This is a genomic window from Agromyces sp. NPDC052230, from assembly GCF_040679595.1.
Taxonomy (GTDB): domain Bacteria; phylum Actinomycetota; class Actinomycetes; order Actinomycetales; family Microbacteriaceae; genus Agromyces.
Genome location: NZ_JBFAVC010000001.1, coordinates 953334 through 977355 on the forward strand (window position 1 = coordinate 953334; position 24022 = coordinate 977355).

At 69.6% G+C, this 24022-nt stretch carries 28 protein-coding genes and 1 pseudogene; 12 read left to right on the top strand and 17 right to left on the bottom strand.

Annotation, left to right across the window (positions count from 1 at the left end):
- Positions 1 to 27: 27 nt before the first annotated feature.
- From AB0K73_RS04730 to arfB, 4 genes are all read right to left on the bottom strand, one after another.
- Complete coding sequence (locus tag AB0K73_RS04730) at positions 28 to 543, bottom strand: SRPBCC family protein (RefSeq protein WP_360510340.1); 516 nt, start codon at positions 541 to 543, stop codon at positions 28 to 30.
- Positions 540 to 935 (bottom strand): metalloregulator ArsR/SmtB family transcription factor, encoded by a 396-nt coding sequence (locus AB0K73_RS04735; RefSeq protein ID WP_360510338.1) that lies wholly within the window; start codon positions 933 to 935, stop codon positions 540 to 542. The genes AB0K73_RS04730 and AB0K73_RS04735 overlap by 4 nt, the downstream gene beginning before the upstream one ends.
- Positions 936 to 978: 43 nt before the next feature.
- The gene (locus AB0K73_RS04740) at positions 979 to 1845 is read right to left on the bottom strand and encodes an AraC family transcriptional regulator (protein WP_360510336.1); all 867 of its coding nucleotides are present in this window, start codon (positions 1843 to 1845) and stop codon (positions 979 to 981) included.
- Between the two features lie 93 nt (positions 1846 to 1938).
- Positions 1939 to 2376 (bottom strand): alternative ribosome rescue aminoacyl-tRNA hydrolase ArfB, encoded by a 438-nt coding sequence (gene arfB / locus AB0K73_RS04745; RefSeq protein ID WP_360510334.1) that lies wholly within the window; start codon positions 2374 to 2376, stop codon positions 1939 to 1941.
- A 93-nt stretch (positions 2377 to 2469) separates the two neighbouring features.
- Between arfB and AB0K73_RS04750 the strand changes: the two genes are divergently transcribed.
- Both AB0K73_RS04750 and AB0K73_RS04755 read left to right on the top strand, forming a co-directional pair.
- Entirely contained in the window at positions 2470 to 2895 is a 426-nt protein-coding gene (locus AB0K73_RS04750; RefSeq protein ID WP_360510332.1) for a DUF6463 family protein, read from the top strand.
- A gap of 21 nt (positions 2896 to 2916) precedes the next feature.
- Entirely contained in the window at positions 2917 to 3513 is a 597-nt protein-coding gene (locus AB0K73_RS04755) for a helix-turn-helix domain-containing protein (protein ID WP_360510329.1), read from the top strand.
- 7 nt (positions 3514 to 3520) lie between these two features.
- Here AB0K73_RS04755 and AB0K73_RS04760 read toward each other — a convergent pair.
- From AB0K73_RS04760 to AB0K73_RS04805, 10 genes and pseudogenes are all read right to left on the bottom strand, one after another.
- A pseudogene (locus AB0K73_RS04760) lies at positions 3521 to 3652 on the bottom strand (DnaJ family domain-containing protein); the annotation flags it as partial.
- Between the two features lie 37 nt (positions 3653 to 3689).
- Positions 3690 to 4112, bottom strand: a complete 423-nt coding sequence (locus tag AB0K73_RS04765; RefSeq protein ID WP_360510327.1) for a DUF6196 family protein — start codon at positions 4110 to 4112, stop codon at positions 3690 to 3692.
- Between the two features lie 48 nt (positions 4113 to 4160).
- Positions 4161 to 5000, bottom strand: coding sequence for an alpha/beta hydrolase (locus AB0K73_RS04770; protein ID WP_360510325.1), 840 nt, complete (start codon positions 4998 to 5000; stop codon positions 4161 to 4163).
- Positions 5001 to 5274: 274 nt separating this feature from the next.
- Positions 5275 to 6273: a hypothetical protein gene (locus tag AB0K73_RS04775; protein ID WP_360510323.1), complete on the bottom strand. Its 999-nt coding sequence runs from the start codon at positions 6271 to 6273 to the stop codon at positions 5275 to 5277.
- Between the two features lie 92 nt (positions 6274 to 6365).
- Positions 6366 to 6635 (bottom strand): hypothetical protein, encoded by a 270-nt coding sequence (locus tag AB0K73_RS04780; RefSeq protein WP_360510321.1) that lies wholly within the window; start codon positions 6633 to 6635, stop codon positions 6366 to 6368.
- 143 nt (positions 6636 to 6778) lie between these two features.
- Positions 6779 to 7957 (bottom strand): acyl-CoA dehydrogenase family protein, encoded by a 1179-nt coding sequence (locus AB0K73_RS04785; RefSeq protein WP_360510319.1) that lies wholly within the window; start codon positions 7955 to 7957, stop codon positions 6779 to 6781.
- Positions 7954 to 8844, bottom strand: coding sequence for an amidohydrolase family protein (locus tag AB0K73_RS04790; protein WP_360510317.1), 891 nt, complete (start codon positions 8842 to 8844; stop codon positions 7954 to 7956). Before AB0K73_RS04790 ends, AB0K73_RS04785 begins: the two co-directional genes overlap by 4 nt.
- Positions 8841 to 10496 (bottom strand): AMP-binding protein, encoded by a 1656-nt coding sequence (locus AB0K73_RS04795; RefSeq protein ID WP_360510315.1) that lies wholly within the window; start codon positions 10494 to 10496, stop codon positions 8841 to 8843. The genes AB0K73_RS04790 and AB0K73_RS04795 overlap by 4 nt, the downstream gene beginning before the upstream one ends.
- A complete protein-coding gene (locus AB0K73_RS04800; protein ID WP_360510313.1) occupies positions 10493 to 11410 on the bottom strand; it encodes an SDR family oxidoreductase in 918 nt (305 codons plus the stop codon). Before AB0K73_RS04800 ends, AB0K73_RS04795 begins: the two co-directional genes overlap by 4 nt.
- Entirely contained in the window at positions 11407 to 11868 is a 462-nt protein-coding gene (locus tag AB0K73_RS04805) for a MaoC family dehydratase (RefSeq protein WP_360510311.1), read from the bottom strand. The genes AB0K73_RS04800 and AB0K73_RS04805 overlap by 4 nt, the downstream gene beginning before the upstream one ends.
- A 173-nt stretch (positions 11869 to 12041) precedes the next feature.
- Here AB0K73_RS04805 and AB0K73_RS04810 point away from each other — a divergent pair, with 173 nt between their 5' ends.
- The 7 genes from AB0K73_RS04810 (at position 12042) to AB0K73_RS04840 (ending at position 19006) form a co-directional block, all read left to right on the top strand.
- The gene (locus AB0K73_RS04810) at positions 12042 to 12581 is read left to right on the top strand and encodes a UGSC family (seleno)protein (protein WP_360510309.1); all 540 of its coding nucleotides are present in this window, start codon (positions 12042 to 12044) and stop codon (positions 12579 to 12581) included.
- 1 nt (position 12582) lies between these two features.
- Positions 12583 to 13713 carry a hypothetical protein gene (locus AB0K73_RS04815; RefSeq protein WP_360510307.1) on the top strand — a complete coding sequence of 377 codons (1131 nt, stop codon included), beginning with the start codon at positions 12583 to 12585 and terminating at the stop codon, positions 13711 to 13713.
- Positions 13714 to 13931: 218 nt separating this feature from the next.
- Positions 13932 to 15035, top strand: coding sequence for an ABC transporter substrate-binding protein (locus tag AB0K73_RS04820; RefSeq protein ID WP_360510305.1), 1104 nt, complete (start codon positions 13932 to 13934; stop codon positions 15033 to 15035).
- A 98-nt stretch (positions 15036 to 15133) separates the two neighbouring features.
- Entirely contained in the window at positions 15134 to 15970 is an 837-nt protein-coding gene (locus AB0K73_RS04825) for an ABC transporter ATP-binding protein (protein WP_360510303.1), read from the top strand.
- A gap of 1 nt (position 15971) precedes the next feature.
- Positions 15972 to 16769, top strand: a complete 798-nt coding sequence (locus tag AB0K73_RS04830) for an ABC transporter permease (protein ID WP_360510301.1) — start codon at positions 15972 to 15974, stop codon at positions 16767 to 16769.
- Between the two features lie 134 nt (positions 16770 to 16903).
- A complete protein-coding gene (locus tag AB0K73_RS04835; RefSeq protein ID WP_360510299.1) occupies positions 16904 to 17695 on the top strand; it encodes a polyprenol monophosphomannose synthase in 792 nt (263 codons plus the stop codon).
- 108 nt (positions 17696 to 17803) lie between these two features.
- Positions 17804 to 19006 carry an MFS transporter gene (locus tag AB0K73_RS04840; protein ID WP_360510297.1) on the top strand — a complete coding sequence of 401 codons (1203 nt, stop codon included), beginning with the start codon at positions 17804 to 17806 and terminating at the stop codon, positions 19004 to 19006.
- Here AB0K73_RS04840 and AB0K73_RS04845 read toward each other — a convergent pair.
- Genes AB0K73_RS04845 through AB0K73_RS04855 form a run of 3 tightly spaced genes read right to left on the bottom strand, consistent with a single transcriptional unit; the run spans position 18984 to position 22038 of the window.
- Positions 18984 to 19898: an AraC family transcriptional regulator gene (locus AB0K73_RS04845; RefSeq protein WP_360510295.1), complete on the bottom strand. Its 915-nt coding sequence runs from the start codon at positions 19896 to 19898 to the stop codon at positions 18984 to 18986. The genes AB0K73_RS04840 and AB0K73_RS04845 overlap by 23 nt on opposite strands.
- A gap of 51 nt (positions 19899 to 19949) precedes the next feature.
- Positions 19950 to 20735 (bottom strand): SDR family NAD(P)-dependent oxidoreductase, encoded by a 786-nt coding sequence (locus AB0K73_RS04850; protein WP_360510293.1) that lies wholly within the window; start codon positions 20733 to 20735, stop codon positions 19950 to 19952.
- A gap of 52 nt (positions 20736 to 20787) precedes the next feature.
- Positions 20788 to 22038, bottom strand: coding sequence for an ROK family transcriptional regulator (locus tag AB0K73_RS04855; protein WP_360510291.1), 1251 nt, complete (start codon positions 22036 to 22038; stop codon positions 20788 to 20790).
- A 187-nt stretch (positions 22039 to 22225) separates the two neighbouring features.
- On the opposite strand from AB0K73_RS04855, the gene AB0K73_RS04860 reads away from it, so the two are divergent.
- The 3 genes from AB0K73_RS04860 to AB0K73_RS04870 all read left to right on the top strand — a co-directional run bounded on the left by AB0K73_RS04860 (position 22226) and on the right by AB0K73_RS04870 (position 23900).
- Entirely contained in the window at positions 22226 to 22573 is a 348-nt protein-coding gene (locus AB0K73_RS04860; RefSeq protein WP_360510289.1) for a hypothetical protein, read from the top strand.
- Between the two features lie 65 nt (positions 22574 to 22638).
- A complete protein-coding gene (locus AB0K73_RS04865) occupies positions 22639 to 23322 on the top strand; it encodes an RraA family protein (protein ID WP_360510287.1) in 684 nt (227 codons plus the stop codon).
- A gap of 95 nt (positions 23323 to 23417) precedes the next feature.
- Positions 23418 to 23900, top strand: coding sequence for a hypothetical protein (locus AB0K73_RS04870; protein ID WP_360510285.1), 483 nt, complete (start codon positions 23418 to 23420; stop codon positions 23898 to 23900).
- Positions 23901 to 24022: the final 122 nt, after the last annotated feature.

Below are 24022 nucleotides of genomic sequence, written 5' to 3' on the forward strand. Positions count from 1 at the left end.
CGAGTGTCCGGCTCTGTGCACGGAGACCTAACGACTCAGCCCCTCGTAGTACGTGCGCATCGCGGGATAGTACGCGTCCCACGAAACGGCGGCAACGTTGCGGTCGGCGAGCGCCGCGTCGAGGCGATCGAGGTAGTACTCCCATCCCGGGCCGACGTTGCCGAGATCGTCGACCATCGCCTGGGCGAAGAGGAGCGTGGTCACCCCGCCGGACTCGCTCAGCTCGAAACGCAGGCGCCACTGGTCGTCGCCCACCGAGGTCGTTCCTGCGAAGCGGTGCGGCGGTTCGCACACCTCGATGCGGTACTCCTCGGCGGGCGGATCCTCGCCCTCGGCGGTCATGAAGAAGTCGACACGTCCGGTGCGCGGGTCGCCCTCCCACCGGCCGATCCACCGTTCCAGCCGCTCGGATTCGGTCATCGCTGCCCAGACGGCGTCGATCGGCGCCCGGAACTGCCGGGTGAGTTGGATCTCCTGGCCGAGCAGGCCATCGGCGATGCTGCCGGTGGGGGTCGGGGTGGTGGTCGGTGCCTCGTTCGTCATGCGATTCCCTCTCGTTCGGTGGTGCCAGGTTCGCGAGCCGCTCGGCGCACCTCGAGGTCGAGGGCGTCGAAGCGCTCGGGCGCGATGGGCGGAGATGCGGGCGACGGATGATGCGAGCCGACGTCAGCGGCGGCGGCAGCGCCCCCGTCGAGCGCTGCGAGCAGTTGCCGCACCGGGGCGAGTGCCGTCGGGTCGAGCGAGTAGACCCGGGTGCGCCCGACGGCATCCGCGCGAACGAGCCCCGACTCGCGCAGCACCCGAAGGTGCCGGCTCACCGCCGGACGGCTGTGCGGCTCACGCGCGGCGAGTGAGCCCGCCGTTCGCGGCTCGTCGGCGAGCACCATCAGGATGCGCCGTCTCGTCTCGTCGGCGAGCGCCTCGAATGCGTCCACGCACGAAGCGTAACACATCGGTTACGCTTCGTGGCGTGATCGATCAGGCTCTCTCCACCGGCAGCCACAGCTCGCAGGTCGCGGTGCTGAAGTCGACGGAGCGATCAAGGATTGCCACGATCGACGGTCCCGGCCGGAGCCGCCAGGGGTTGGACGGGAACCAGTCGGTGGCGGTCGCCGCCCATGTGGACTGCAGGACTGCCGGATACGCTCCCTCGGCTCGGAACACCGCCCAGGCGCCGGCAGGAACCTCGATTGCGTCGAGGTCGTCGGGCACGGGTGTCGTTTCAGTGACGGCGACTCCGTGGAGGTAGGTCAGCTCGGTGCCCTCGGCGTAGTCGGGGTCGACGTCAGCGCTCACCTGAAGCAGTCCGGCCGGTTCCGTATCGCTCAATTCCTTGAGTCGGGTGTGCTCTGCAGCGGAGAGCGAATCGATGTGCGCTTGGATGTGCGGGTTGATGCCGTGATGAATCAGCGGCACACGGGCGGCGTGGCCGACGAGTCGGAACGCGGGTCGATCTGCGATGCGAGTGTGCATGGTGGTGTTCCCTTCTACGGTCAGGCGGAACCTGAGCTGTGGTTGCGTATGAAGGGGACCGCCGTTTCGGCGCACGTCGCCGGGGCTGACACCGTGCACTGATCGGAACGCTCGGCCGAATGCTTCGGTCGAGCCGTACCCGTACCGCACTGCGATGCCCAGCAGCTCGCCCTCTGCGAGCACGTCGGCTGCTGCGACCGCCATGCGACGCCTCCGGATGTACTCCGAGAGCGGCATACCGGCGAGCGATGAGAACATCCGGCGGAGATGGTACTCCGTCGTGCCGAGACCTGTCGCCAAACCCGCGATGTCGATCTCCTCGGTGAGGTGACCGTCGACGTATTCGACGAGTCGGTTGAGCGCTGCGATCATGGTGCCCCCTTCGACCTCAAGCCTGCTCACCCACCTCGTCCCGCACCCTACTCTCGCGGTCCGATCCGATCACCAGGAGTGCCGCCTCGATGGTCAGTCGTGAGGTGGGCGACGCAGCCGTTTGACGTCGGTGCGCCGCTTCTTCGCTTCCAAGCGCCGCTCCTTGGCACCGCGACTCGGACGCGTCGGTCGTCGCGACGGTGATGGCGGCCGCAGAGCGTCGGCCACGACGGCGGCGAGCCGAGCGCGCGCAGCGTTCCTGTTGCGCAATTGCGCGCGGTGTTCGGATGCGGTGATCGTCAGCACTCCGTCGACGACGCGACTGCTCAGACGCTCGAGGAGTCGCTCTCGCTGGAGCGGAGAGAGGACGGCCGAGCCTGCCACATCCCACACGAGTTCCGCTCGGGAGTCGGCAGTGTTCACACCCTGCCCGCCCGGACCCGATGACCGCGAGAACCGCCACGACAGCTCAGACTCGGGGATCGTGAGTCCGGAGTCGACCCGAAGACCGGGACGGTGGGCAGCGGGCATGGATTCATCATCCTCTTGCGCCCGAGGGCCCGGAAGTGATGGTGTCGGCGATCTGCTGTTCGGGTTTCTGTCTCATTGTGCCATACTGGCACAATGAGACAACTTGTCCACCGGCGCTCCTCGTCCGGCCGCGGGGCTCCACGACCCCTCGTCGGCTGGTCACTGCTCGCGATCGCGGCCGGCCATCTCGCCGCCGCACCGTTGGTGTACCCCGACTCCCTGCGCAGCACGCTCGACGCCGGCGTCGTGGGCGCCGTCGAGCGTGACCCCGCCCTGATCCCGCTCCGCGGCGTTGGGTTCTGGTACATCATGACCGGGATCGGCTGGGGCCTCCTCGGCGGAGTCGTCCGCTGGTGCGAACTGCGTGTGGGCGCTCCACCGAAGAAGCTCGGCTGGGCACTTGCGGTTGCATCCGCTTGGGGCGTCACGCTGATGCCGAAGTCGGGCTTCTGGGCGCTCTTCGTCCCCGCCGCCCTCGTGTTCCGGGCGAACCGACCGACGGGTCGGCGGGGGCGATGACGATTCACTCGGCGAGCACCGATGCCTGACCTGCGCGCGCGTCGGCATCGGGCAACCAGGAGCGAGATCATCGAGGTGGGGCTACGGCTGTTCGAATCGAAGGGCTACGACGCGGTCACGATGGAGGAGATCGCCGACGCGGCGGGCGTGTCCCGACGCACGCTGTATCGCCACTTCCCGTCGAAGGACCGCATCCTGCTCGACCTGACCGCGGAAGCGACGGCCTCGTGGGACCAGGTGCTCGACGAGCTTGCGGCCGACACCCCCGCCCGGGTCGTCTTCGAACGGGCGGCGCGCGCCGGTGGGTCGCACCTCGACGCACAGCGCGAGCAGCTCCGGACGGCATGGCGCATCATCGCCACCACGCCGGCCATCGAGACGGCGTTCCTCGCCAACGCGTCCTGGACGGAACGACTCGTCGCCGTGCTCACCGACGAGGCGCGCGGCCACCCCCTCGAACCGGCGGCCGCTGCGGTCGTCGCTGGCGCCTACCTGGGGGCCCTTGATGCCGCGATGGCGCACTGGGCGAGCGGCTCCGACGGCACGATTGCGGACGGTGTGGAGATGGTGATCACGCAGCTCGCTCCGATCTGGTCACGGAGGCGCCGCGCACCGTGACAGCGAGCTGAGCGTTCTCGACCCGCAGGGTGAGCGCGGGCGGGCCCAGTCCGCTCAGTTGCTCGCGCTCGATCTTGCGACGAATCCACCAGTCGGGGTCGTGCTGCCCGGTCAAGCCCTCAAGGGGCTTTCCCGCGCCGGTACTGCCACGCGGCGCGCTGGGGATCCTCGCTCATCTACCGGTCGCCGCGGAGGTCGTCGAGCACCTGCCGCGCTTGGTCGCGGAGTTCGACGGGGCAGCCCCAATAGTCGTAGATGCCACCTCGGGCAGAGTTTTGGCCGCAGATGACGAAGACGCCCGTACCTAAGCGCCGCTTGAGCTCGCTGGCGAGCCATCCCACGAACCCGCTGTTGTCGTGGGCCGGCGGGAAGTGGAACGAGAAGAGCGCGAACTGCTCGGCCGCCTCCGACTCCGCGGGCGCCAGCCAGGACCAGCGGTCCTCGTCCCTGACAACTGCAAGCACATCCGAGGTCAGCATCGGAGGCTGCTCGAGCGGTGACTCGTTGAACGCCCACACCCCGTCGAGCACCACCAGGTCAGCCGCGGCGATGACGCCCTTCAGCCGCCGCTCGGTCTCTTCGATTGTTTCCTGACTCACGCTCACCATGAGACTCACCGTATCTACTCGGGAATGCCGCTGGTCTCCCTACCGCATGAAGAACTCGACGAGTGTGCCGGCGATCCGGTCGGGTGCGTTCTCCATCGGGATGTGTCCTGCGTCCGGGATGCGCACGAGTGTGGTGTGCGGGATCTCCCTGGCGAACCGCTCGGCGTACTCCACCTTCTGAAAACCATCGTCCTCGCCCCAGATGAGCAGTTTCGGCGTCGCGGACTGCTGTAGGGCGGAAACGAGATCGAGGGTGTAGCGGTTGTCGGCCGCGCCCGCCAAGGCCATCCAGGAGCGGCGAACGCGAGCATCGGTCCACGGATCGACATACTCGGCGATCAGTGCTTCAGTGGCGGCACCGGCGAGTGCCGTGGTCACCGATTGCCGGCGGGCGGTGAGCACGTCCTCGGCGGTGGTCGCAGCCACGACCTCGGGGTTCCGGAACCGGGCCACGCCGGGCACAGGCCAGGAGTCATAGGTGACCGAATTGGCCAGGGCCAACGCAGGCACCTCCATTCGATGGTGGACGAGGAGGTGCTGGGCGACGGCACCGCCGATGTCGTGGCCCGCCACGGCCACCGGTCCGGAGAGTTTCAGTGCGGTCGCGAACCGCGCCACCCATTCCGCGAGAGCCGGGACCGCGGCCGTCTCCAGGGTGAGCTCGCCTCCTGAGCGACCCAGCCCGGGCAGATCGACCGCGATAGGCCGCAGCCCTGCCTCAGCGAGGCTGCCCAGCACCGGAAGCCAGACCCGGCTCCAGTAGGTGCCGTGAAGCAGCAGCACGACCGGGCCGTCCTGCTCGACCGTCAGGTAACTGGCCTCATGGCCGTCGACCTGGACGGTGGTTCGCACGACGTTCAATTCGATGGTTTCGGGCATGGGACCACCATGACCGGGGTCACCGCCCAGGCCTAGAGTCTGAGAGGACACGGAGAGCGGTATTCCTGCCATGAATCCTCACGAATGGCCGCCACGGCAGGGCGGCATGGGAATCGTCGAGAGAGCGGGATTCGAGCCGCAGACTCCTCGGCGTTCAGCTCTACTGGCCGCGCCATCATGAAAGGCTCGCCTTTCCCTTCTGGGTCCTCCCCGGCGGCGGGCCGCGCCTCTGGATCATCGGTTTCGAAGGGAGTGGCTCGATGACGCCCCGGGTTCAGCCGGCGGCAGCCTGCATGACGGCTGCCAGGAACGCGGCAGCCTCAACTTCTGAGACTCCCTCCGGCGCCGTGATCCAAGCGAGGTTCACGCCGTCGGTGGCCGTGATGCGTGCGGAGCCATCATCCTCATGTTGCACGACCGCCGCGACAGCGCCGTCGACCGGGATCGGTGTTGTGTCGGTCAGCCTTTCGATCGCCCAGCCCGCCCCGGGCATGAGCTCCGTCACGAAGCGATGCGAGTGCGACCAATTGCAGCGCATCTCGCCCACGGTCACGGTGGCGGCAGGGAAACCGGGACCGACGAAGCCCGTGAGTGTGGTTCCGGAAACGGCCCCGCTTTCGCCGGGGTATTTCTCCGCCACGCCGTCGCTGAGAGCCCCGCACTGCATCGGTTTCCACATGCCGGCAGGAAACGCGACCGGCGTCGCCGGATGATCGGTCGCTCGCTCCTCGACGATCGCTGCGAGCCCGTCGATGCTGTCAGTCGGGAACAGGCCGGTACCGCTCTCGACCTGGAAGACCCCGGCAAGCCAGTAGCCGGCGACCACTCGGCCGAAATAGCACGATCCCCCAGCGCCGACTTCGTTCTGGCCCCAGCAATCCTGGCCGCCCGGATACGAGTACTCTGCGATCGTGGCCTCGAGGCCTTCTGCAGGGATCACGGTCAGGACGACGTACCACGCGTAGTCGCCACCGCCCCATCCGCAGGCGAGCCCTCCCAGCACCTCGACGGCTGAGGCGCGCCCGCTGGACTGGGCAGGCAGCGGAGTCACATCCGCACCGACCAGGTTTTCGATCTCCGCTTCAGTGACCATGGAATCGCAGTCACCCGCGAAGGCGAAGGACGGTTCCTCGCCGGGTGCCAAGGTTGCCGCCGCCGTCGCACCGGGTGCAACAGGCGTCGTCGCCGGTTCGACGGCGACCGGCGGACTGGCGCATGCCGCCAAGCACAACGCGGCGGCCGCCGCAGCGACGAGCGACGGAAGACGTGGCATGTCGAAGAACCTATCGTCCCGTAGGACGTGGCGGAAGCATCCCGTAGCCGAACGCGACTCGTCGCGCTGATGGATCAACCCGGCCGGTCGACCTACCAGATGGTGCCGCCGCCGACCGAGATGCCGCCCCACGTGAGCGCGATGAAGATCGCGGCGAACACGACGGGCGCGATGCCCTTGCCGCTGCGCGCGAGCCCCTTGAAGAGGGCGATCACGGCGAGGATTGCGGCGACGATCGAGAGGCCGCCGCCGAGGATCAGCCCGATGAACAGCGGGATGGGCATCAGCACGAGACCGGCCAGCGCGAACCAGAACGCGGCCCAGGCAGTCGGATTGGAGCGGCGTTCGACGGAGGAGGACATGCTTCATTATCTCGTGTGCGCAGCCCGTGGCCCGTGAGACCCGCGCGGCTCGTCCAGCTGCGGCGACGACCCGACGATCCCCGTGTGGCCCACGATCGGACGGGAACGCTTCCACGTCGCGCGATGCGACCCCCGGACGCCCCTCAGCGCGTGAACGCGCTCAGCCCCGTGATGGCCCGCCCGACGATGAGCGAGTTGATCTCGTGCGTGCCCTCGAACGTGTACAGGGCTTCGCAGTCGGCGAAGTAGCGCGCCACGTCGTTGTCGACCCGTATGCCCTCGGCACCGCAGATCTCGCGACCGAGCGCGACGGTCTCGCGCGCGCGATCGGCCGCCCAGGTCTTGGTGAGCGCCGCGTGCTCGTCGCCCAACGGCCCGCGTTCGGCCAGCTCGGTGAGCCGCACCGCCATCGCGAGCGTCGCGGTGGCATTGCCGAGCATGCGCGTGAGCTTCTCCTGGATCAACTGGAACCCGGCGATGGGCCGCCCGAACTGCTCACGTCGCAGCGCGTATGCGAGCGCCGCCTCGTAGGCGCCGGTCTGCAGTCCGGCGGCATTCCAACCGATCACGTACCGCAGCTTCGCGAGGATCGCCGACATGTCACGGAACGACTCGATGCGCTGCAGGCGATCGGATTCCGGAACCTGCACGTCGTCGAGCACGATGTCGGCGTTGCGCACCATTCGCAGTGCGATCTTGCCGCCGATGTCGGTGAGGCTCACGCCGGGCGCCTCGCGGGGCACGAGGAACGCCTTCGCCCGTCCGTCGGCCGCGTCCTTCGCCACCACGAGGATCACATCCGACAGCGCGGCGTTGCCGATCCACCGCTTGTGGCCCGTGATGCGCCAGGTGTCGCCATCGCGCGTGGCGGTCGTCTCGAGGCCGCCCGCGACATCCGACCCGTGCTGGGGTTCGGTGAGGGCGAAGCATCCACTCAATTCGAACGACGGGATGAGCGGATCCCACTTCGCGACCTGTTCGGGCGAACCCCCTTCGCGCACGACGGTTCGGAACATGCCCACCTGCCCGCCGTAGAGCGTGCCGATCGACATGTCGAATCGCGCCATCTCGAAGTGCTTGAAGCCGAGATAGAAGGCGCTGGGCTGGCCGTCATCGACGAGCAGCTCGGGGTCGTCCTCGAGGCGCAGTGCGGCGATCTCCGCGCGCAGGTGCGCCGGCGACTCGCCACGCTCCCACCATTCGGTGAGGTGCGGGCGGGCGCGCTCCTCCAGGAGGTCGCGAAGCGACTGCAGCTTCGCGCGCTCGACGTCGGAGAGGAGTTCGGTGTACCCGAACAGGTCGGTCGGCGGCGCTGTGCTCATTCGCCCAGCCCCAGCAGGCGCACCGCGTTCTGCTTCAGGATCAGCTCTCGGATGTCGCCGTCGAGCTCGAGCAGCTCGAAGTCGCCCAGCCACCGCTCGGGCGTCAGGGCCGGAAAATCCGTGCCGAAGAGCACCTTGTGCTTGAGGTACGTTCGCGCGGCCCGCACGAGCGACGGCGCGAAGTACTTCGGCGACCAGCCCGAGAGGTCGATCCACGCGTTCGCCTTGTGCGTGGCGACCGACAGGGCCTCGTCCTGCCAGGGCACGCTCGGGTGGGCCATGACGATCTGGAGGTCCGGATGCCGCGCCGCGACGTCGTCGAGCAGCATCGGGTTCGACAGCGACAACCGGAACCCCCACCCGCCCGGAAGGCCCGCGCCCGCACCCGTCTGCCCGGTGTGCACGATGATCGGCAGCCCGAGCTCCTCGATGGCGCCGAAGAGCGGCGTGTACTCGGGCGACGACGGGTCGAACGCCTGCACGGTCGGATGGAACTTGAAGCCGCGCACGCCGAGCTCGAGCGCCTGCCGGCGGGCCTCCTCGACGGCGGCCTCACCCTGCAGGGGGTCGACGCTGCCGAACGGGATGAGCACGTCGGCGTTGCGCTTCGCTCCCTCGACGAGGTCGTCGACGCTGTTGGGCGCGTGATCGAGGTTCGTGGTCGCGTCGACCGTGAAGACCACGGCGCCGATCCTGCGCTCGCGGAAGTACTCCGCGGTCTGGTCGACAGTGCGCGGCCCGTGGCTGCTCTTGAAGTACGCCGCCATCGCCTGCGACAACGCGGGCGGCGACGCCGTGCGCCCCGAGCTGTCGACCTGCACGTGCACGTGCAGGTCGATCGCCGTGAGGTTGTCGAGGTCGAACCCCGGCCAGTTGCCGCCGGTCATCCGCCCAGCTCCGCAGGCTCCCGATCCGCGGATTCGCGCTCGGCGAGCTCGCGCTCGGCGAGCTCGCGGGCGGCATCCGCCTTCACCCGTTCGAGCTCCACCTTGCCGGTCGGAGTGCGCTCGAGCGAATCGCGCACGAAGACGTGGCGGGGCTTCTTGTAGCCGGCCAGGTGCTCGTCGAGGTGGGCGAGCAGCTCGGGGATGTCGATCGTCATGCCCGGCGTCGGCGCGAGGGTCGCGCTCACCACCTCGCCGAAGCGAGGGTGCGGCAGGCCATAGACGACGGCGTCGTCGACGGCCGGATGCTCCAGCAGCGCGTGTTCGACCTCGGCCGGGAAGACCTTCTCGCCACCCGTGTTCACGACCGCGCTGAGCCGGCCGAGCAGCTCGATGGAGCCGTCGCCGCGCGCACGTGCCCAGTCGCCCGGCATCACGTAGCGATGCCCGCGGATGGTCGGGAAGTTCTCCGCCGTCTTCTCGGGGTCACCGTAGTAACCGGCAGGCAGGATGCCGCGGAAGGCGAGGATGCCGAGGGCTCCGGCCTCGGCCTGGATCTCGTTGAGGTTCTCGTCGAGGAGCACGGTGCCGGGGGTGATCATGAACCTCGCCGGAAGGTCGTCGACGCTCTTCGTGATGCCGAACGCGTACGGCCCGCCCTCGCTCGAAGCCAGCATGTCGATGATCGTCAGGTTGCCGAGTTGGTGCAGGCGTCGCTTGACGTCGTCGCTGAAGCGCATGCCCGAGCTGAAGATCGTCTCCACGTAAGGGAGGCCTGCGCCGGTCCGCTCGGCGGCCTCGGCGAGCGGCAGCCCGAGCGCGTCACCGGCGACGATCAGCCGCGTCGCCCGGTGCTCCATCATGAGGCGCAGCGCCTCGTCGATGTCCATGCGCGGCGCGGCGTGGAGCACGACCGTGCCACCGAGTGCGAGCGTGCCCATGGTGGTGGACTGCGCGGTGCCGTGCATGAGCGGGGTGAGCGGGAGGGTGACCACACGTGGGGTCGCCGGATCGAGGGCGATGCGGATGGCGCCCTCGACGTCCTCGGGAGGCGTGATCCCGATGACGCCCCACGTCGACTGCTGCCGGGCCACGAGGAGGGTGTCCAGGTCCCAGACGACCGCCTTGGGCATGCCCGTCGTGCCGCCGGTGTAGAGCCGGAGGTCGGCGCCGCGCGGCGCGGCGGCGGGCATCTCGCCGCCCTCGGCGACGAGGTCGTCGTATCGCACGGCGCCGGGCAACGGCTCGCCGCCGTCGTCGACCGTGATGATGTCGACCGGCGGCTCGAGTCCGTCCGCGGCCTCCTGGGCGATCTCGCCGAGCGAGGTCGGCACGAGCAGCACCTTGGAGCCCGAATCGATGAGGAGCGCACGCACCTCGCCTGCTCGGTACCGATAGTTGATCGCCACCGGCGCGACGCCGATGGACAGGCACGCCCACATGAAGGTGAGGTACTCGGGCCGGTTGTACACGAGCATGGCCGCGGCATCCCCGAGTCGGAGTCCGCGCTCCGTGAAGTATCGGGCGAGCGCGCCGGCCTCAGCGGCGAACCGCCCGTACGTCACGGTGTCATCGCGGGTGATGATCGCGAGTCGCTCAGGATCTTCGCGGGCGATCCCCTGCCAGAGATCGCTGTAGTGGGGTGCTGCGGTCACTGGGTTCCTCCATTGCGCGAGGGGGGCCCTGAGGGCTGGGCCCGAGAGGCGAAGCCGGAACGCCAGGCGTCGCCGATGCCGTCGGCGCTCCACCCGCCGTCGGAGTACTCGACGGCCAGCTCGGCCGGGTGCGAGTACAGGGTGAGCTTGTCGCCGCCGATGCCGATCGCCTGACCGGTGACGTCCTGCGAGTCCTCGGACGCGAGCCAGACGATGAGCGGAGCGACATCTTCGGGCGTTCCGAGGGCGTTGTCGTGACGGTACTGCGCGGGGATCGGCTCGCCGGCGAGGTACCGCTCGTAGACGTCCTTGTACTTTGGGATCGTCGCCGTCATCGGCGAGAGCGCGATCGGGATGACCGCGTTCGCCGTGATCCCTGCCCGGCCCAGCTCGAGCGACCAGGTGCGGGCCATGGCCACGACGCCGGCCTTGACGGCGGCGTAGTTCGTCTGTCCGAAGCTGCCGAACTGGCCGGCCGGCGACCCGATGAGGATGATGCGCCCGCCCTCGCCCTGCTCGCGCAGGTAGGTCGCGGCCGCGCGCCCGCAGGTGAAGGCCCCGCGCAGGTGGGTCGTCACCACGGCGTCGAAGTCGTCGTCGCTCATCTTCCAGAGCACGCGGTCGCGCAGCACTCCAGCGTTGGCGACCAGCACGTCGAGGCGACCGAACGATTCGTGGGCGGCGTCGACGAGCGCCTGGGCGGTCTCGGCGGAGCCGACGGCGCCGATGGAGGCGACCGCCCTGCCGCCCGCGGAGGTGATCCGTTCGACCGTCTGGGCGGCACTCGCCTCGTCGACGTCGTTGACCACCACGGCGGCGCCGGCGTCGGCCAGTGCGATCGCGTACGCCTGTCCGAGGCTGCGGCCCGCGCCCGTGACGATCGCCACGCGGCCGTCGAGTCGCACCGCGCTCATCGGTAGTGCCTCAGCACGAGCTCGGCCACGCACGCCGGCTTCTCGGCGCCCTCGACCTCGAACGTGAGGGGGAGCTCGACCTGCCAGCCGCCCTCGACCTCGGTCACGGACTTCACGACGCCGCGGACCCGGATGCGCGCACCCGACGGCACGGCGTTCGGGAACCGGATCTTGTTGAACCCGTACACGATGCCCATGCTCGCGCCCTGCACCTGGTAGATCTCGCGCAGGTGGCGCACCACCATGCTGAGCGTGAGCAACCCGTGCGCGATGGTCCCGCCGTACGGCGACCTCGCGGCGGCCTCGGCGTCGACGTGGATCGGGTTGTCGTCGCCCGAGAGATCCGCGTAACGGTCGATGTCGTCCTGCGTGATCTCCCGCCATGATGACGGTCCGAGCTCTCGGCCGGCCAGGCTGTTGATGTCCTCGATCGTCGAGATCGCCGGTGTAACTGTCATGCCAACTCCTCAAGCGCGTCGGCGCCTTCGCCGATCGCGACATCCGAAAGCCTCTCGCGTTCCTGCCCGTTCAGCAGGAGCTTTTTCACCCAGTGAAAGTGGCACTGTGGTCGGCAAATCGCCGCGTGGCATCCTGATCGCCAGATTGACGACCGCAAGAGAGGCATGTCGAGATGGCACTACACGAACTTCTGCTCGATCCGACGGGGATGGAGGAGCACGCGACGGACAGCACGCTCTCACCCCGACCGGTGAGCCTCAAGGGGCTGACCATCGGGCTCCTCGACAACACGAAGCCGAACGCGACGATGCTCCTCGAGGAGATCGCGAAGGAGCTGCAGGACCACTACGGCGCCGGCGAGGCACGCCTGTACACGAAGGACTACTTCGGCACGCCCGTCAAGGAGTCCCTCCTCGACCAGATCGTCGACGAGTGCGACGTGGTGATCACGGCCGTGGGCGACTGCGGTTCGTGCAGTGCCGCCACCGTGGCCGACGGCATCATGCTCGAACGCGCCGGAGTGCCGACCGTGAGCATCACGTCCGACTCGTTCCTGATGTCGGGCCAGGCCATGGCCACGGTGCAGGGGTTCCCCGGGTTCGACTTCTACGCGGTGCAGCACCCGGTCGCGAGCCTGAGCGCGGAGGAGATCCGCGAGCGTGCGCTGACCGCGCTGCCAGAGGTGCTGCGGATCCTCGGAGTGGAGGGCTGAGATGACGACGACGACATTGGAAGAGGCGAAGATGCCCGGAGTGGAGACCGAAGCGGAGGTGGACCGGCTCCGCGAGGTGCTGGAGCACTACTGGGAGCACGAGTGGACCGACGGGCTTCCCGTGGTGCCGGTCACCGAGGGATACCTGGCGACGTTCCTCACGACGGTCGACCGCGACCCCGAGCAGGTCCTCTTCACCATCACCCACTTGAACCGCCACCTCACGGTGCGGCTCGCCGCCATCAACGCCGCGATGGCCGGATGCCGCCCCGAGTACTTCCCCGTGGTCGTGGCTGCCTGGGAGGCCATCGCGAAAGAGCCGCACCCCGCACGCGGCATCTGGCAGAGCACGACCGGCACGGCGCCGTTCCTCGTGGTCAACGGCCCCATCCGAAACGAGATCGGCCTCAACAGCCAGGGCAACATCTTCGGCTCGGGCTTCCGTTCGAACGCCACCATCGGTCGCGCCATCCGTCTCGGCCTCATCAACGTCTTCGGCCTCCACCCGCACAAGCTCGACCAGGCGACGCAGGGCACGCCCGCGAAGTACTCGGCGTGCATCGCCGAGAACGAGGAGCAGAGCCCGTGGGCGCCGCTGCACACCGACCACGGCTTCGATGCGACCGACAGCGTGGTGACGGCGTACGTCATCCGTTCGGTGATGCACATCGAGGCGCGTCACACGATGGACCCCGAGCAGCTGGCCCTCGACTTCGTCGACTCGATCCGTCGCACGGGCTCGCTGATCCACGAGTACACGAGCGCACTGCTGGTGCTGGTGCCCGAGCACGCCGAGGTGTTCGCATCGGCGGGCTGGAGCAAGGACGACCTGCGCAACTTCGTCTTCGAGCACGCGACCCGTCCCCGTTCGGAGCTGGTCGCCGTCGGCAAGGACGCCCTGTCGCACAAGACCCGGTGGCGTCTGGCGTCGGACCACCCCGACTCGATGCCCGACACCGCCGCGGCATCCGACGACCCTGACACCGTTCGCCTGCTCAGCCACCCCACGTCGATCCAGATCATGGTCGCGGGCGCCAACAACGCCGGCGTCTCGGCCGTGGTCGAGGTCTTCACGCTCAACCCGCCACGAGAACAGCCGTTCTCGTACAGCCGGATCGAAACTCGAAAGTAACCCGAACACCCGTCGGCCCGATCGCAACGGCGCCGGCCTCCTCCGAGGCCGGCGCGGTTGCTGCGGGACGGGCGGTCGGCCTGCGTTGCGGCGGATGCCGGGCAGTGCGATGCTTTTCACCCAATGAAAAAGCCATTGGAGAGGGTATGACGCACTGGGCAGACTCGACCTGCCGTCCACAACGATGCGGGCGGGTGGATTTGACACAGGAGTCAGACATGATCACAGCAGTGGCGCATCCGACCGCCAGATCGTCGAAGAAACGGTTCGCACGCATCGCCGCGACCTTCGTCGCAGCCGGAGCGCTCGCGCTCACGGGCTGCGCGGGGCAGGGCACGACGTCCGGAGAGACCAACGGCGAGGCAGCCCCAGAGAAGCTCGAGAAGATGGTGGTCGTCACCTTCCTCCCGCTCGAGTCCTTCACCTTCACCCCTGAGATGTACGCGTATTCCGGCGGGTACTTCGAGAAACACGGCCTCGACGTGCAGCTGCAGCCCGTGCAGGGCACCGCTGCGGCGATCCAGACCCTGCTCGGTGGGGCGACGCCGATCACCCGCGCCAGCACCGTCGACGTCTTCCCCGGCATGGAAGACGGCCAGCCGATCGTGGCGGTCGGCACCATGGCCCGCAAGTCGAACCTGCGCGTCATCTCGACCGAGGAGAAGCCGATCGAGTCCGCAGAGGACATGGAGGGCCAGGTCATCGGCCTCGGGTCCATCGGCGGCACGAGTGAGAAGATGCTGAACTTCGCGCTCGACGACGCCAACGTGCCGCGTGACTCGGTCACGCGTCAGGCTGTGCCGGTCACGGCGGCGACCTACGAGATCGTGAAGCAGGGCACCCTCAGCGGCTACGTCGTGAGCCTCGACACGTCGCTCGCCATCGCCCAGCAGAACGACGACGCGGTGGTCAGCGAAGCAGGCCTCGGCGACGTGCCCGACCTGCAGACCTGGATCACGACCAAGTCGAACCTCGAGAACCCCGAGCGCGTCGCGCAGATCGAGAAGTTCCTCGAGGCGATCAAGGAGGCCACCCAGGCGGTCGTCGATGACGCGGAGAACGACTTCGCGAACGTCCTCGAGTTGCTGCGCGACAGCGGCGACTGGGACTTCCCGGCCCTGCAGGATGACGAGGTCGCGACGGGCGCGCTCGAGATCTACACGTCGAAGACGTGGGTCGATGAGTCGGGCACCGTCGGCATGCTCGAGAACGACCTCGACGCCTGGAACTCCGCGTACGAGACCTACACCAAGGGCGGGCTGCTCAAGGGCACCGGCAACCCCGAGGAGTGGATCACGAGCGACTACATCCCGACTGATTGATTGCACCATCCCAAGGTCCGCCCCGCCCCGGGCGGGGCGGACCGGGACAACCCGATGAGAACCGGGGAAAACCCGAACAGAGAGGCAGTGTCGCCCCGATGAGTAACGACATTATGACGCCGACCATCCCGACGTCCGATGCGGGCACCGAGACCCCTCGGCTCCTGATCAAGGACATCGGCCGCGACTTCCACACCAAGGCCGGCGTCACGCACGCGGTCGCGGGAATCGACCTGACGATCGAGCGAGGCGAGTTCGTCGCCCTGATCGGCCGCTCGGGCTGCGGCAAGACCACGCTCCTGCGGATGATCGGCGGGCTCCTGCCGCCGACGACCGGCCGCATCGAGGTCGACGGCAAGTCGCTGTGGCGCGACAACAACCACGTCGACTCCTCCGCCATCACCAAGCTCGGCTTCGTCTTCCAGGAGAGCAACCTGTTCCCCTGGTTCTCCGTGCTCGACAACATCGCCCTGCCGCTGAAGCTGCGCGGCGTCGGCAAGAAGGAACGACGCGCCCGCGCCACGGAGCTGGCCGCGCTCGTCGGCCTCACGGGCTTCGAGCGCTCCTACCCTCGCGAGTTGTCGGGCGGCATGCGCCAGCGCGCCGCCATCGCGCGCGCACTCAGCACCGAACCCGAGCTGCTCCTCATGGACGAGCCCTTCGGCGCGCTCGACGCGCTGACGCGTGAGCGGATGAACCTCGAGCTGCAGCGCATCGTCATGGAGACGAAGTCGACCGTGGTGTTCGTCACCCACGACATCCCCGAGGCCGTGTTCCTCGCCGACCGGGTCGTGCATATGACACCCCGGCCGGGCCGGATCCGCCAGATCCTGCCGGCGGACTTCCCGAAGCCGCGCTCGGTCGACCTGCAGACGACCCCCGAATTCAATGACATCGTGCGTGCCCTGCGGCACGACCTCGACGAGGAGGAATGACGTGAACCAGACCCGAATGCTGAAGATCCTGCCCTGGATCGTCACGCCGACGCTGGTCGTCCTGATCATCGTCGCCTGGCACGTGATCGTCACCACCATGAACGTGAACACGTTCATCTTCCCGCCGCCCGCGATGGTGTGGGAGTCGCTCGTGACGCTGCTCGGCGAGGCGAGGACCTGGGAGGCCGTCGGCGTGACGGTCACGGAGGTGGTGATCGGCTTCAGCATCGCCGTGGTCAGCGGCCTCGTGGTGGGGGTCATCCTCGGCAAGGTGCACTGGCTGGAGCTCAGCCTGCGTCCGCTCATCGTGATCACGCAGGTCGCGCCGAAGGTGGCCTTCGTGCCGCTCTTCGTGATCTGGTTCGGCTTCGGGATGACCTCGAAGATCGTCCTCTCGGCCCTGCTGGCGTTCTTCCCCGTGATGCTCAACGTGCTCCTCGGAGTCCGCTCCGTCGAACAGGGGCATCGCGAGGTCATGCAGAGCTTCAACGCCTCACGGGGCCAGGCCTTCTTCCAGCTCGAGATGCGCAGCCTCCAGCCGTACCTGTTCGCGGGTATGGAGGTGGGCATCGTGCTCGCGACGATCGGCGCCATCGTGGGTGAGTACCTCGGCGGCAACGACGGTCTCGGCAACCTCGTGGTCTCGGCCATGAACTCGCTCGATGCGGCGCGAACGTTCGCGCTGATCCTCCTGTTGTCGGTGATCGGACTTGTGCTGTATCTCATCGTCAACGAGGCGAAGCGGTTCTTCATCCCGTGGCACGAGTCGGTCTACGGGCTTCGCAGTACGACGGGCTGATCCGGCGGCGCGACCTCGGTCATCGTGCTGCGATCCCTCACGGATCGCAGCACGATCGCCGTTTCGGGAGGCCGGTGGTTCGGTCGGACGGTGACCCGTACGATGGTGCAGACCGCACCGAGGGGAGTACACGGATGTCGCGGCCCCTCGTGGTCATCCCGACCTACAACGAGCGCGAGAGCCTCGCCGACACCGTGCGACGTGTGCGGGCGGTGGTGCCCGAGGCATCTGTCCTGGTGGTCGACGACGCGTCGCCCGACGGCACCGGCGCGCTCGCCGATGAACTTGCCGCCGCCGACGAGGCGGTGCTGGTCCTCCATCGCAGCGCCAAGAACGGCCTCGGCGCCGCCTACCTCGAGGCGTTCGACTGGGCGCTCGAGCGCGGCTACGATCCCATCGTGCAGCTCGACGCCGACGGGTCGCACCTGCCCGAGCAGCTGCCACGGCTGCTCGGCGGGCTCGAGGGGGGCGACGCCGCAGGGCCCGTCGACGTCGTGATCGGCTCACGCTGGATCCCCGGCGGCGCCATCGAGAACTGGCCGCGCCACCGCGAGCTGCTCTCGCGATGGGGGAGCGCATACGCCCGGGCGGCACTGCGCCTCCCGACGCGTGACGCGACGGCCGGGTATCGCGCGTTCCGGGCGGAGGCGCTGCGTCGCCTCCGGCTCGAGGACGTGCACACGCGCGGGTACGGGTTCCAGGTCGACATGCTCTGGCACGCACGCGAAGCGGGGCTCACCATCATCGAGGTTCCCGTCACGTTCGTGGAGCGCACCCGCGGCCGCTCGAAGATGAGCCCTGCGATCGTGATCGAGGCGATGCTCCGGGTCACGGCGTGGGGGCTGCGCAGCCGGTTCGGCGGTCGCCGGGCGACGGATGTCGCTGCCGAGCCGCGTGGCGCGGAGGCGCGGCGCTCGCATTCCTGAGGCCCAGGAGCCGAGCCGAAGTCCGGAGGATCGGTCGGGTCTCGGCGACGATCGGTCGGGTACGCGTGGCGCGCCGGCACGAGGCTGGTGTGGACCTGAAGGAGCACCATGTCCACTGACACGCTTTCGACTCCGACGCAGTCTCCGGCTCCGTCGACCACGCCAACCGTCAGACCGGCCGCCTGGCTCGCGGTCGTCTCGCTCGGATTGGGGATCTTCACCCTCGTGGCGAGCGAGTTCCTGCCCGCGAGCCTGCTCTCGCCCATCGCCGCCGACCTCGGCATCACCGAGGGAACCGCGGGCCAACTCGTCACGGCGACGAGCATCATCGGCATCGTCGGCGGGCCGCTCGTCGTGTCGAGCCTGCCGCGCCTCGACCGGCGCTGGGTGATGGCAGGACTCACGACCCTCGCCATCGCCTCGAACGTGTTGGTCGCCATCGCCCCGTCGTTCGGGCTGATGCTCGCCGCTCGCCTGCTGCTCGGCATCTCGATCGCCGGCTTCTGGGCGATGTCGCTGGCCGTCACCGCCCAGTTGGTGCCCGCCGATCGCCTCGGGCGCGCCATGACGGTCGTGAACACCGGAGTCTCGCTCGCGACCATCGCGGCGGTTCCGGCGGGCGCGTACCTCGGTGAGCTGCTCGGATGGCGTGCGGTGTTCCTCCTCGCCGCCGGCGTGGGCGTGCTCACACTGGCCGCGCAGCTCACGACGCTGCCGTCGGTGCCGCCGAGCGGCGCACCGGGTTTCCGAGCGCTGCTGCAGACGGCGCTCACGCCCGTCGTGGCGCTCGGAGTGCTCGCGATCGTGCTCATCGCGGGCGGGCACTTCATGGGCTTCACGTACCTGCGACCCGCGTTCGAGACGATCGACGGGCTCACTCCCGCGCTGCTCGCCATCCTGCTCATGGTCTACGGCGTAGCGGCCTTCATCGGCAACCTCGTGGCGGGTCCGATGGCCGACGGGCGGCTGCGTGTACTCGTCATCGCAGCGCCAGTGGCGATCGGTGTCGGAACCGCGCTGCTCGCGCTCGCCGGTTCGGGCCTCGTGATGGCCTTCGTCACCGTCTTCGTCTGGGGCTTGGGGTTCGGCGCGGTGCCGACGATGGTGCAGACGTGGGTCGCACACGTCGCCCCCGAACGGCTCGAGAGCGCAGGCGGACTCATCGTCGCGGCCTTCCAGATCGCGATCACGATCGGGGCCGCGGTGGGCGGTCTCCTCGTCGACTCGGTCGGGGTGCAGGCCGCGCTCATCGGGGGCGGGATCGCCGCGGTCCTCGGCGGCGTCGCCCTCAGCTCAGCACGGGCTCGCTGACGCGGGCGGGTTCGGCGCCGGGCCGTGCGACGGCCCGGCGCCAGCTGCTGGGCGGAACGCCGGCGTGCCGACGGAACGCGCGGCTGAATCCGGCCTCGCTCTCGTAGCCGAGCCGGTAGGCGACTTCGCCGACCGAGGCGCCGGCGCGGAGCATCCGCTCGGCTCGCTCCATTCGCACTCGTGTGAGGTAGCGGGCCGGGGTGTCGCCGACGGCGTCCTTGAACTGCTCGGCGAACTGCGAGCGCGACGCGCGGGCGAGGCGGGCCAGCGATTCGACGGTCCACGGCGAGCCGGGATCCTCGCGGATGGCCTCGATGACGCGGCCGAGGTGGGGGTCGCGCACGGCCGCGAGCCACTCGCGGGCACTGCCGCACCCGCGCTCGAGCCAGATGCGCACGGCCGTCGACGCCACGACATCGGCGAGCCGCTCGATGACCGATCCGCTGCCGGCGCGCTCACTCGAAGCCTCGGCGTGCATCGTCTCGAGGAGCGACGCGAAGAAGGGTTCCTGCACGCGGAAACCGCATGCGAACAGGACCTCGGGCATCGCGGCGGTCGCGAACCCGCCGGCGTCCTCGAGGGCGAGCGATCCGCTGAGGAGACGTACCGTGCGAGACGCGCGAAGCTGCACCGAGCCGCTGAGCGGCAGCATCACGAAGTCGCCGGCCTGCATGGTGAGCGGCTCGTCGCGCTCGCGTCGGAGCTCCAGCGATCCGTCGGCCACGTAGTGGAAGCGGATGCCGCGGCCGTCGTCCTGCGCGACCGCGCCCGCCGCGAGGTGGCGGTGGCCGAACTCGAGTACGCGCCAGCGCAGGCGCTCGAGCACGCGGTCGATGCTGCGCTGGGCATCGTCGACCACGTCGGGGAGGGTGCCGACCTCGATCGCGCTCATGGGAGGTGCAAGTCGCGGGCGTCGCCGATCATTCCCCGGATGGGCCGTTCGTCAGCGGCGTTCCTCGGCGATGGCGTTGCCGCCGTCGACCGGGATCAGCTGGCCGGTGACGTAGGCCGCGCCGGGGCTCGCCAGCCACGCGATCGCGGAGGCGACCTCCTCGGGGCGGCCGCTGCGAGCCAGAGGCACGAGCAGTCCCTCCTCGACCTCGCTCGGCAGCTGGCTCGCGGTCGCGATCCATCCCGGCGCCACGGCGTTGGCGGTGATGCCCGAGAGCGCCTCGTCCACGGCGAGCGCACGCACGTAGCCGAGCATGCCCGCCTTCGCCGTGGCGTAGCCCACGTCGCCCTTCGAGGCCATGAGTGGCCCCGAGAGGCTCGAGACGCAGATCACGCGGCCCCACCCGACTTCTCGCATGCCGGGCAGCATCGCCCTCGTGAGCAGGAACGCGGTGGTGAGGTTCATGGCGAGGCTGGCATTCCAGTCGGCGAGCGACATGGTGCCGTCGCCGTGCAGCATCTCGGGGTCGCCGGTCGCGATCATGCCGGCGTTGTTCACGACGATGGTGGGCCGGATGCCGGCGGCCGCGAGTTCGGCGGCGAGATCGTCCACGGCGTCCTCGGCGTCGAGTCGCGCCACGAACCCGGTGGCCGTGATGCCCGCGTCACGCAGCTCTTCGGCCCGCTCGTGGACGCGCTCACTCGTGGCTGTGAGCACGATGCCCGCGCCCAGCTCGCCGAGGGCCTTCGCCGCGGCGAAACCGATGCCCAGAGGGCTTCCCGCCCCGCTGACGATGGCGATGCGTCCGTCGAGGTTCCACAGCTCGGGGAGACTCATGACGACATCGTACGCACGCGACGCCGGTGAGCGGCAGCGTCGTTCCCTGCGGTCAGCCCGCGAGGAGCAGCGGGTCGGCGAGCAGTCGCTCCCGCGCCTGGCGCCGGGCTCCGACGAGCGCAGCATCCGCCCCGACCCGCGTGGCCGCGATGGTGGGGATCGCCGCGAGCGCCTCGCCCCCGAGCGTCGGACGGTTCGCCCGGTACGCGGTGTCGACGTCGGAGAGGAGCCGTGCCCAGTACCCGCCGACCACCACCATCGCCGGGTCGATCGTCGGCACCACGAGCTGCAGGGCGCGTCCGACCCAGCGGGCGGCGTCGAGCCACGACCAGCGGGCACGGTCCTCCGCGGCCTCGACGCGAGCCACGAGCTCCTCGAGCGCCGCCGCGCGCCCATGGGTTGCGGCGAAGTCGATGAGGTCGGCCCGTTCGAGCACGAGCTCGGGAGACGCGACGGTGGCGAGGCATCCGCGTTGTCCGCACTCGCAGCGCACGCCGCCCTCGACGACGGGCAGATGCGCGAACGACATCGCCAGGCCGTGCGCGCCCGGCAGCGGGCTGCCGCCCGAGACCGCCGCAGCCGCGACGGCCGTGTCACCGGCGAGGTACAGGATGTCGGTGACGCCGGTCAGCTCGCCGAGCTCGGCCGCTGCCGCCGCCACCGCTGCGGGCTCGAGCGCGAGCGGCAGGAGCAGCCTCGGCTCGATCTCGGCCAGGGCGGGCAGCCGGGCACGCAACTCGCCGAGCACATCGACCGGCTCGACCCCGAACCGGGCGTCGGTGATGACCACGGCCGGCGACCCGGCGACCATGCCGTCGACCAGCACGGTGACCTCGGCGACCGGATGCCCCGACCGCTCCGCACGGGCGAGGGCACGCGACAGGGCCGCAGCGAGGGCATCGAGCGCCACCGCGGGCGTCGCCGACTGCTCGTCGCCCACCGGGGCGAGCGGAACCGTGAACCTTCCGAGCTCCTCGCCCGACAGCCCCGCCAGCGTCGCGATGGCCTCGTCGACGCCGATCATGCTCGTCACGAGCACGCGGTCGGCCGCCGAGAGGGAGAGCGGCGTCGCACGCCCGTCGCCCACCGCATCGAGCTGCGCAGGCCGCAGCACCCCCGCGTCGATGAGCCGGGCGGTGAGTCCCGCGATGGCGCCGCGGCCGAGCCCGGTCGCCGTGGCGAGCTCGCTGCGCGTCGACGGGCCGTGAGCGACGAGGTGCTCGAGGACGAGCGTCGTGTGGGCGAGGTGCGTGGAGAGCGGGCCGGTCGTGGGAGGAACGGATGTCTCGCCGACGTTCGTCATGCCGCAAGCATGGTGGGCCGCGGCACCACCGGTCACCTACCCCGTTCGGGGGGTACCGGCACGGGTATTCGTTCGCGGCATCCGCTTGGGGATCCGTCCGGCCGATGCGGCGGGACGCAACCCCTTGCCGGTCGGGAGACCCCCGCGTAGACCGAGGGAGTACCGCAATCGAGAGGAAGGCGACGCCATGGCGATCCGACTGAACGAGCCCGCGCTGCGGCAGGCCCGCGCGCTCGTGCGCGAGGGCAAGGTGGTGCGCGACGAGCGCGACGACTGGAGCGAGCACGCCCCGAGCGCCGACGAGGAGAACGCGTTCATCGAGGAACACGGCTGGACGGAATACCGGCACTGGCACCTCGGCGTCGACGACGACGAGACGCGCGACACGAAGCAGGCGTCGTCGTTCCCGTTCGGCGACTTCCGGAAGGTGCACCGGTGCGCCGTCGTCTCCCTCGAGAGTCGCGCGGGGCAGTACGACCACGACGAGATCCGCGACGAGGCCGAGAAGCTCCTCGAGCTCATCGACGAGGGGTGAGCGGATGCCGCGAGGTGGCGATTGGACGTGTCGCAGGCTGCTGACCCGGTGAGACACTCGTGGCCATGACCACCTCCGCACCGCCGACCGCCGCCGTCGCCGACGCCGCCCTCCGCCTCGGAATCGAGGCCCGTCCTGCTCCCGTGTCGCTCCGGCCGCTGTCGGCGTGCACGCCCGTCTCGGGGCGTGCGCGACCCGTCACCCACCTCGGCAGCGTCGACGTGCTGCTCGAGACCATCGACGACGCCGAGCCCGGCGACATCATGGTGGTCGACAACGGCGGACGGCTCGACGAGGCCTGCGTCGGCGACCTCATGGTGCTCGAGGCCGAGCGGGCCGGGCTTGCCGCCATGGTGGTGTGGGGCCTGCACCGCGACACCGCGCAGCTGCGCGAGATCGGGCTGCCGGTGTTCAGCCTCGGCGCGTCCCCGTACGGGCCGCGCCGCGTGCCTCCGGCCGGTCGGCGCATGGACTCGGCGTTTCTCGACGGCGTCGCCGTGACCGACGGCGACCACGTGTTCGCCGACGACGACGGCGTGCTCGTCGTGGCATCCGATCGCGTCGACGACGTCGTCGAACTGGCACGGGAGATCCAGCGCGTCGAGACCGCCCAGGCCGAGCGGATGCGGGCCGGCGCCAGCCTGCGCGAACAACTCGACTTCTCGGGCTACCGGCAGCGGCAGGCCGCCGATCCCGAGCTCACGCTCAGGCGATACCTGCAGGAGCGAGGCGGCGCGATCGAGGTGTGAGCGGCTGTCAAGGGGTTGGGGCTGCCCGCCGGCGCGCGTACGCTCGCCGGATGTCGAGGCGTGGATCGATACGTCGATCCCCTGAGGAGGACCCGATGACGAAGCAGACCCAGCAGGAACGAGAGACCCGCCGAGCGGCGAAGCGTGCCGTGAAGGAAGCGGAGCGGTCGGCGAAGCAGACGCACCACCTCGCCTCCTCGCTCCCGAAGGAGGTGCGCCCGAAGGTCGACGCGCTCGCCGACGTGGAGCGCGCACGCATCCGCCGGGCGAAGGACGAGGTCGGCAGCAGCCCGCGCAAGGCACGCCGCGAGGCGCGTGTCGCGTCGGCGCGGCTCGAGCGCATGGCCGTGCGATACGGCACGGCCGCAGGTCGCGCGTCCTCGCGCGACGCGTCGCGCAGGGGCAGCCCCTCCACGGCGATCAAGCGGCAACGCGTCCAGGTGAAGCAGGCGAAGTCGATGGGCGTCGTGACCGGGATCCGTACCCTGCTCACGAGCCTGTTCACCCCGACCGACCGGCGAAGCCAGCACAAGGTCGCGAAGCGCCGCGCGCGTCGCGTGAAGTTCGGCGCCGCGTAGGGGCCGGAGGTCCGAGCCCGCCCTGAGGCCACTCAGGGCGGGCTCGCAGGCGGATGGAGCATCAGGCGGCGCCATTCGGCACCTGCGAAGGGGTGCCGTTCCTGACGCGGCATCCGCCCGCC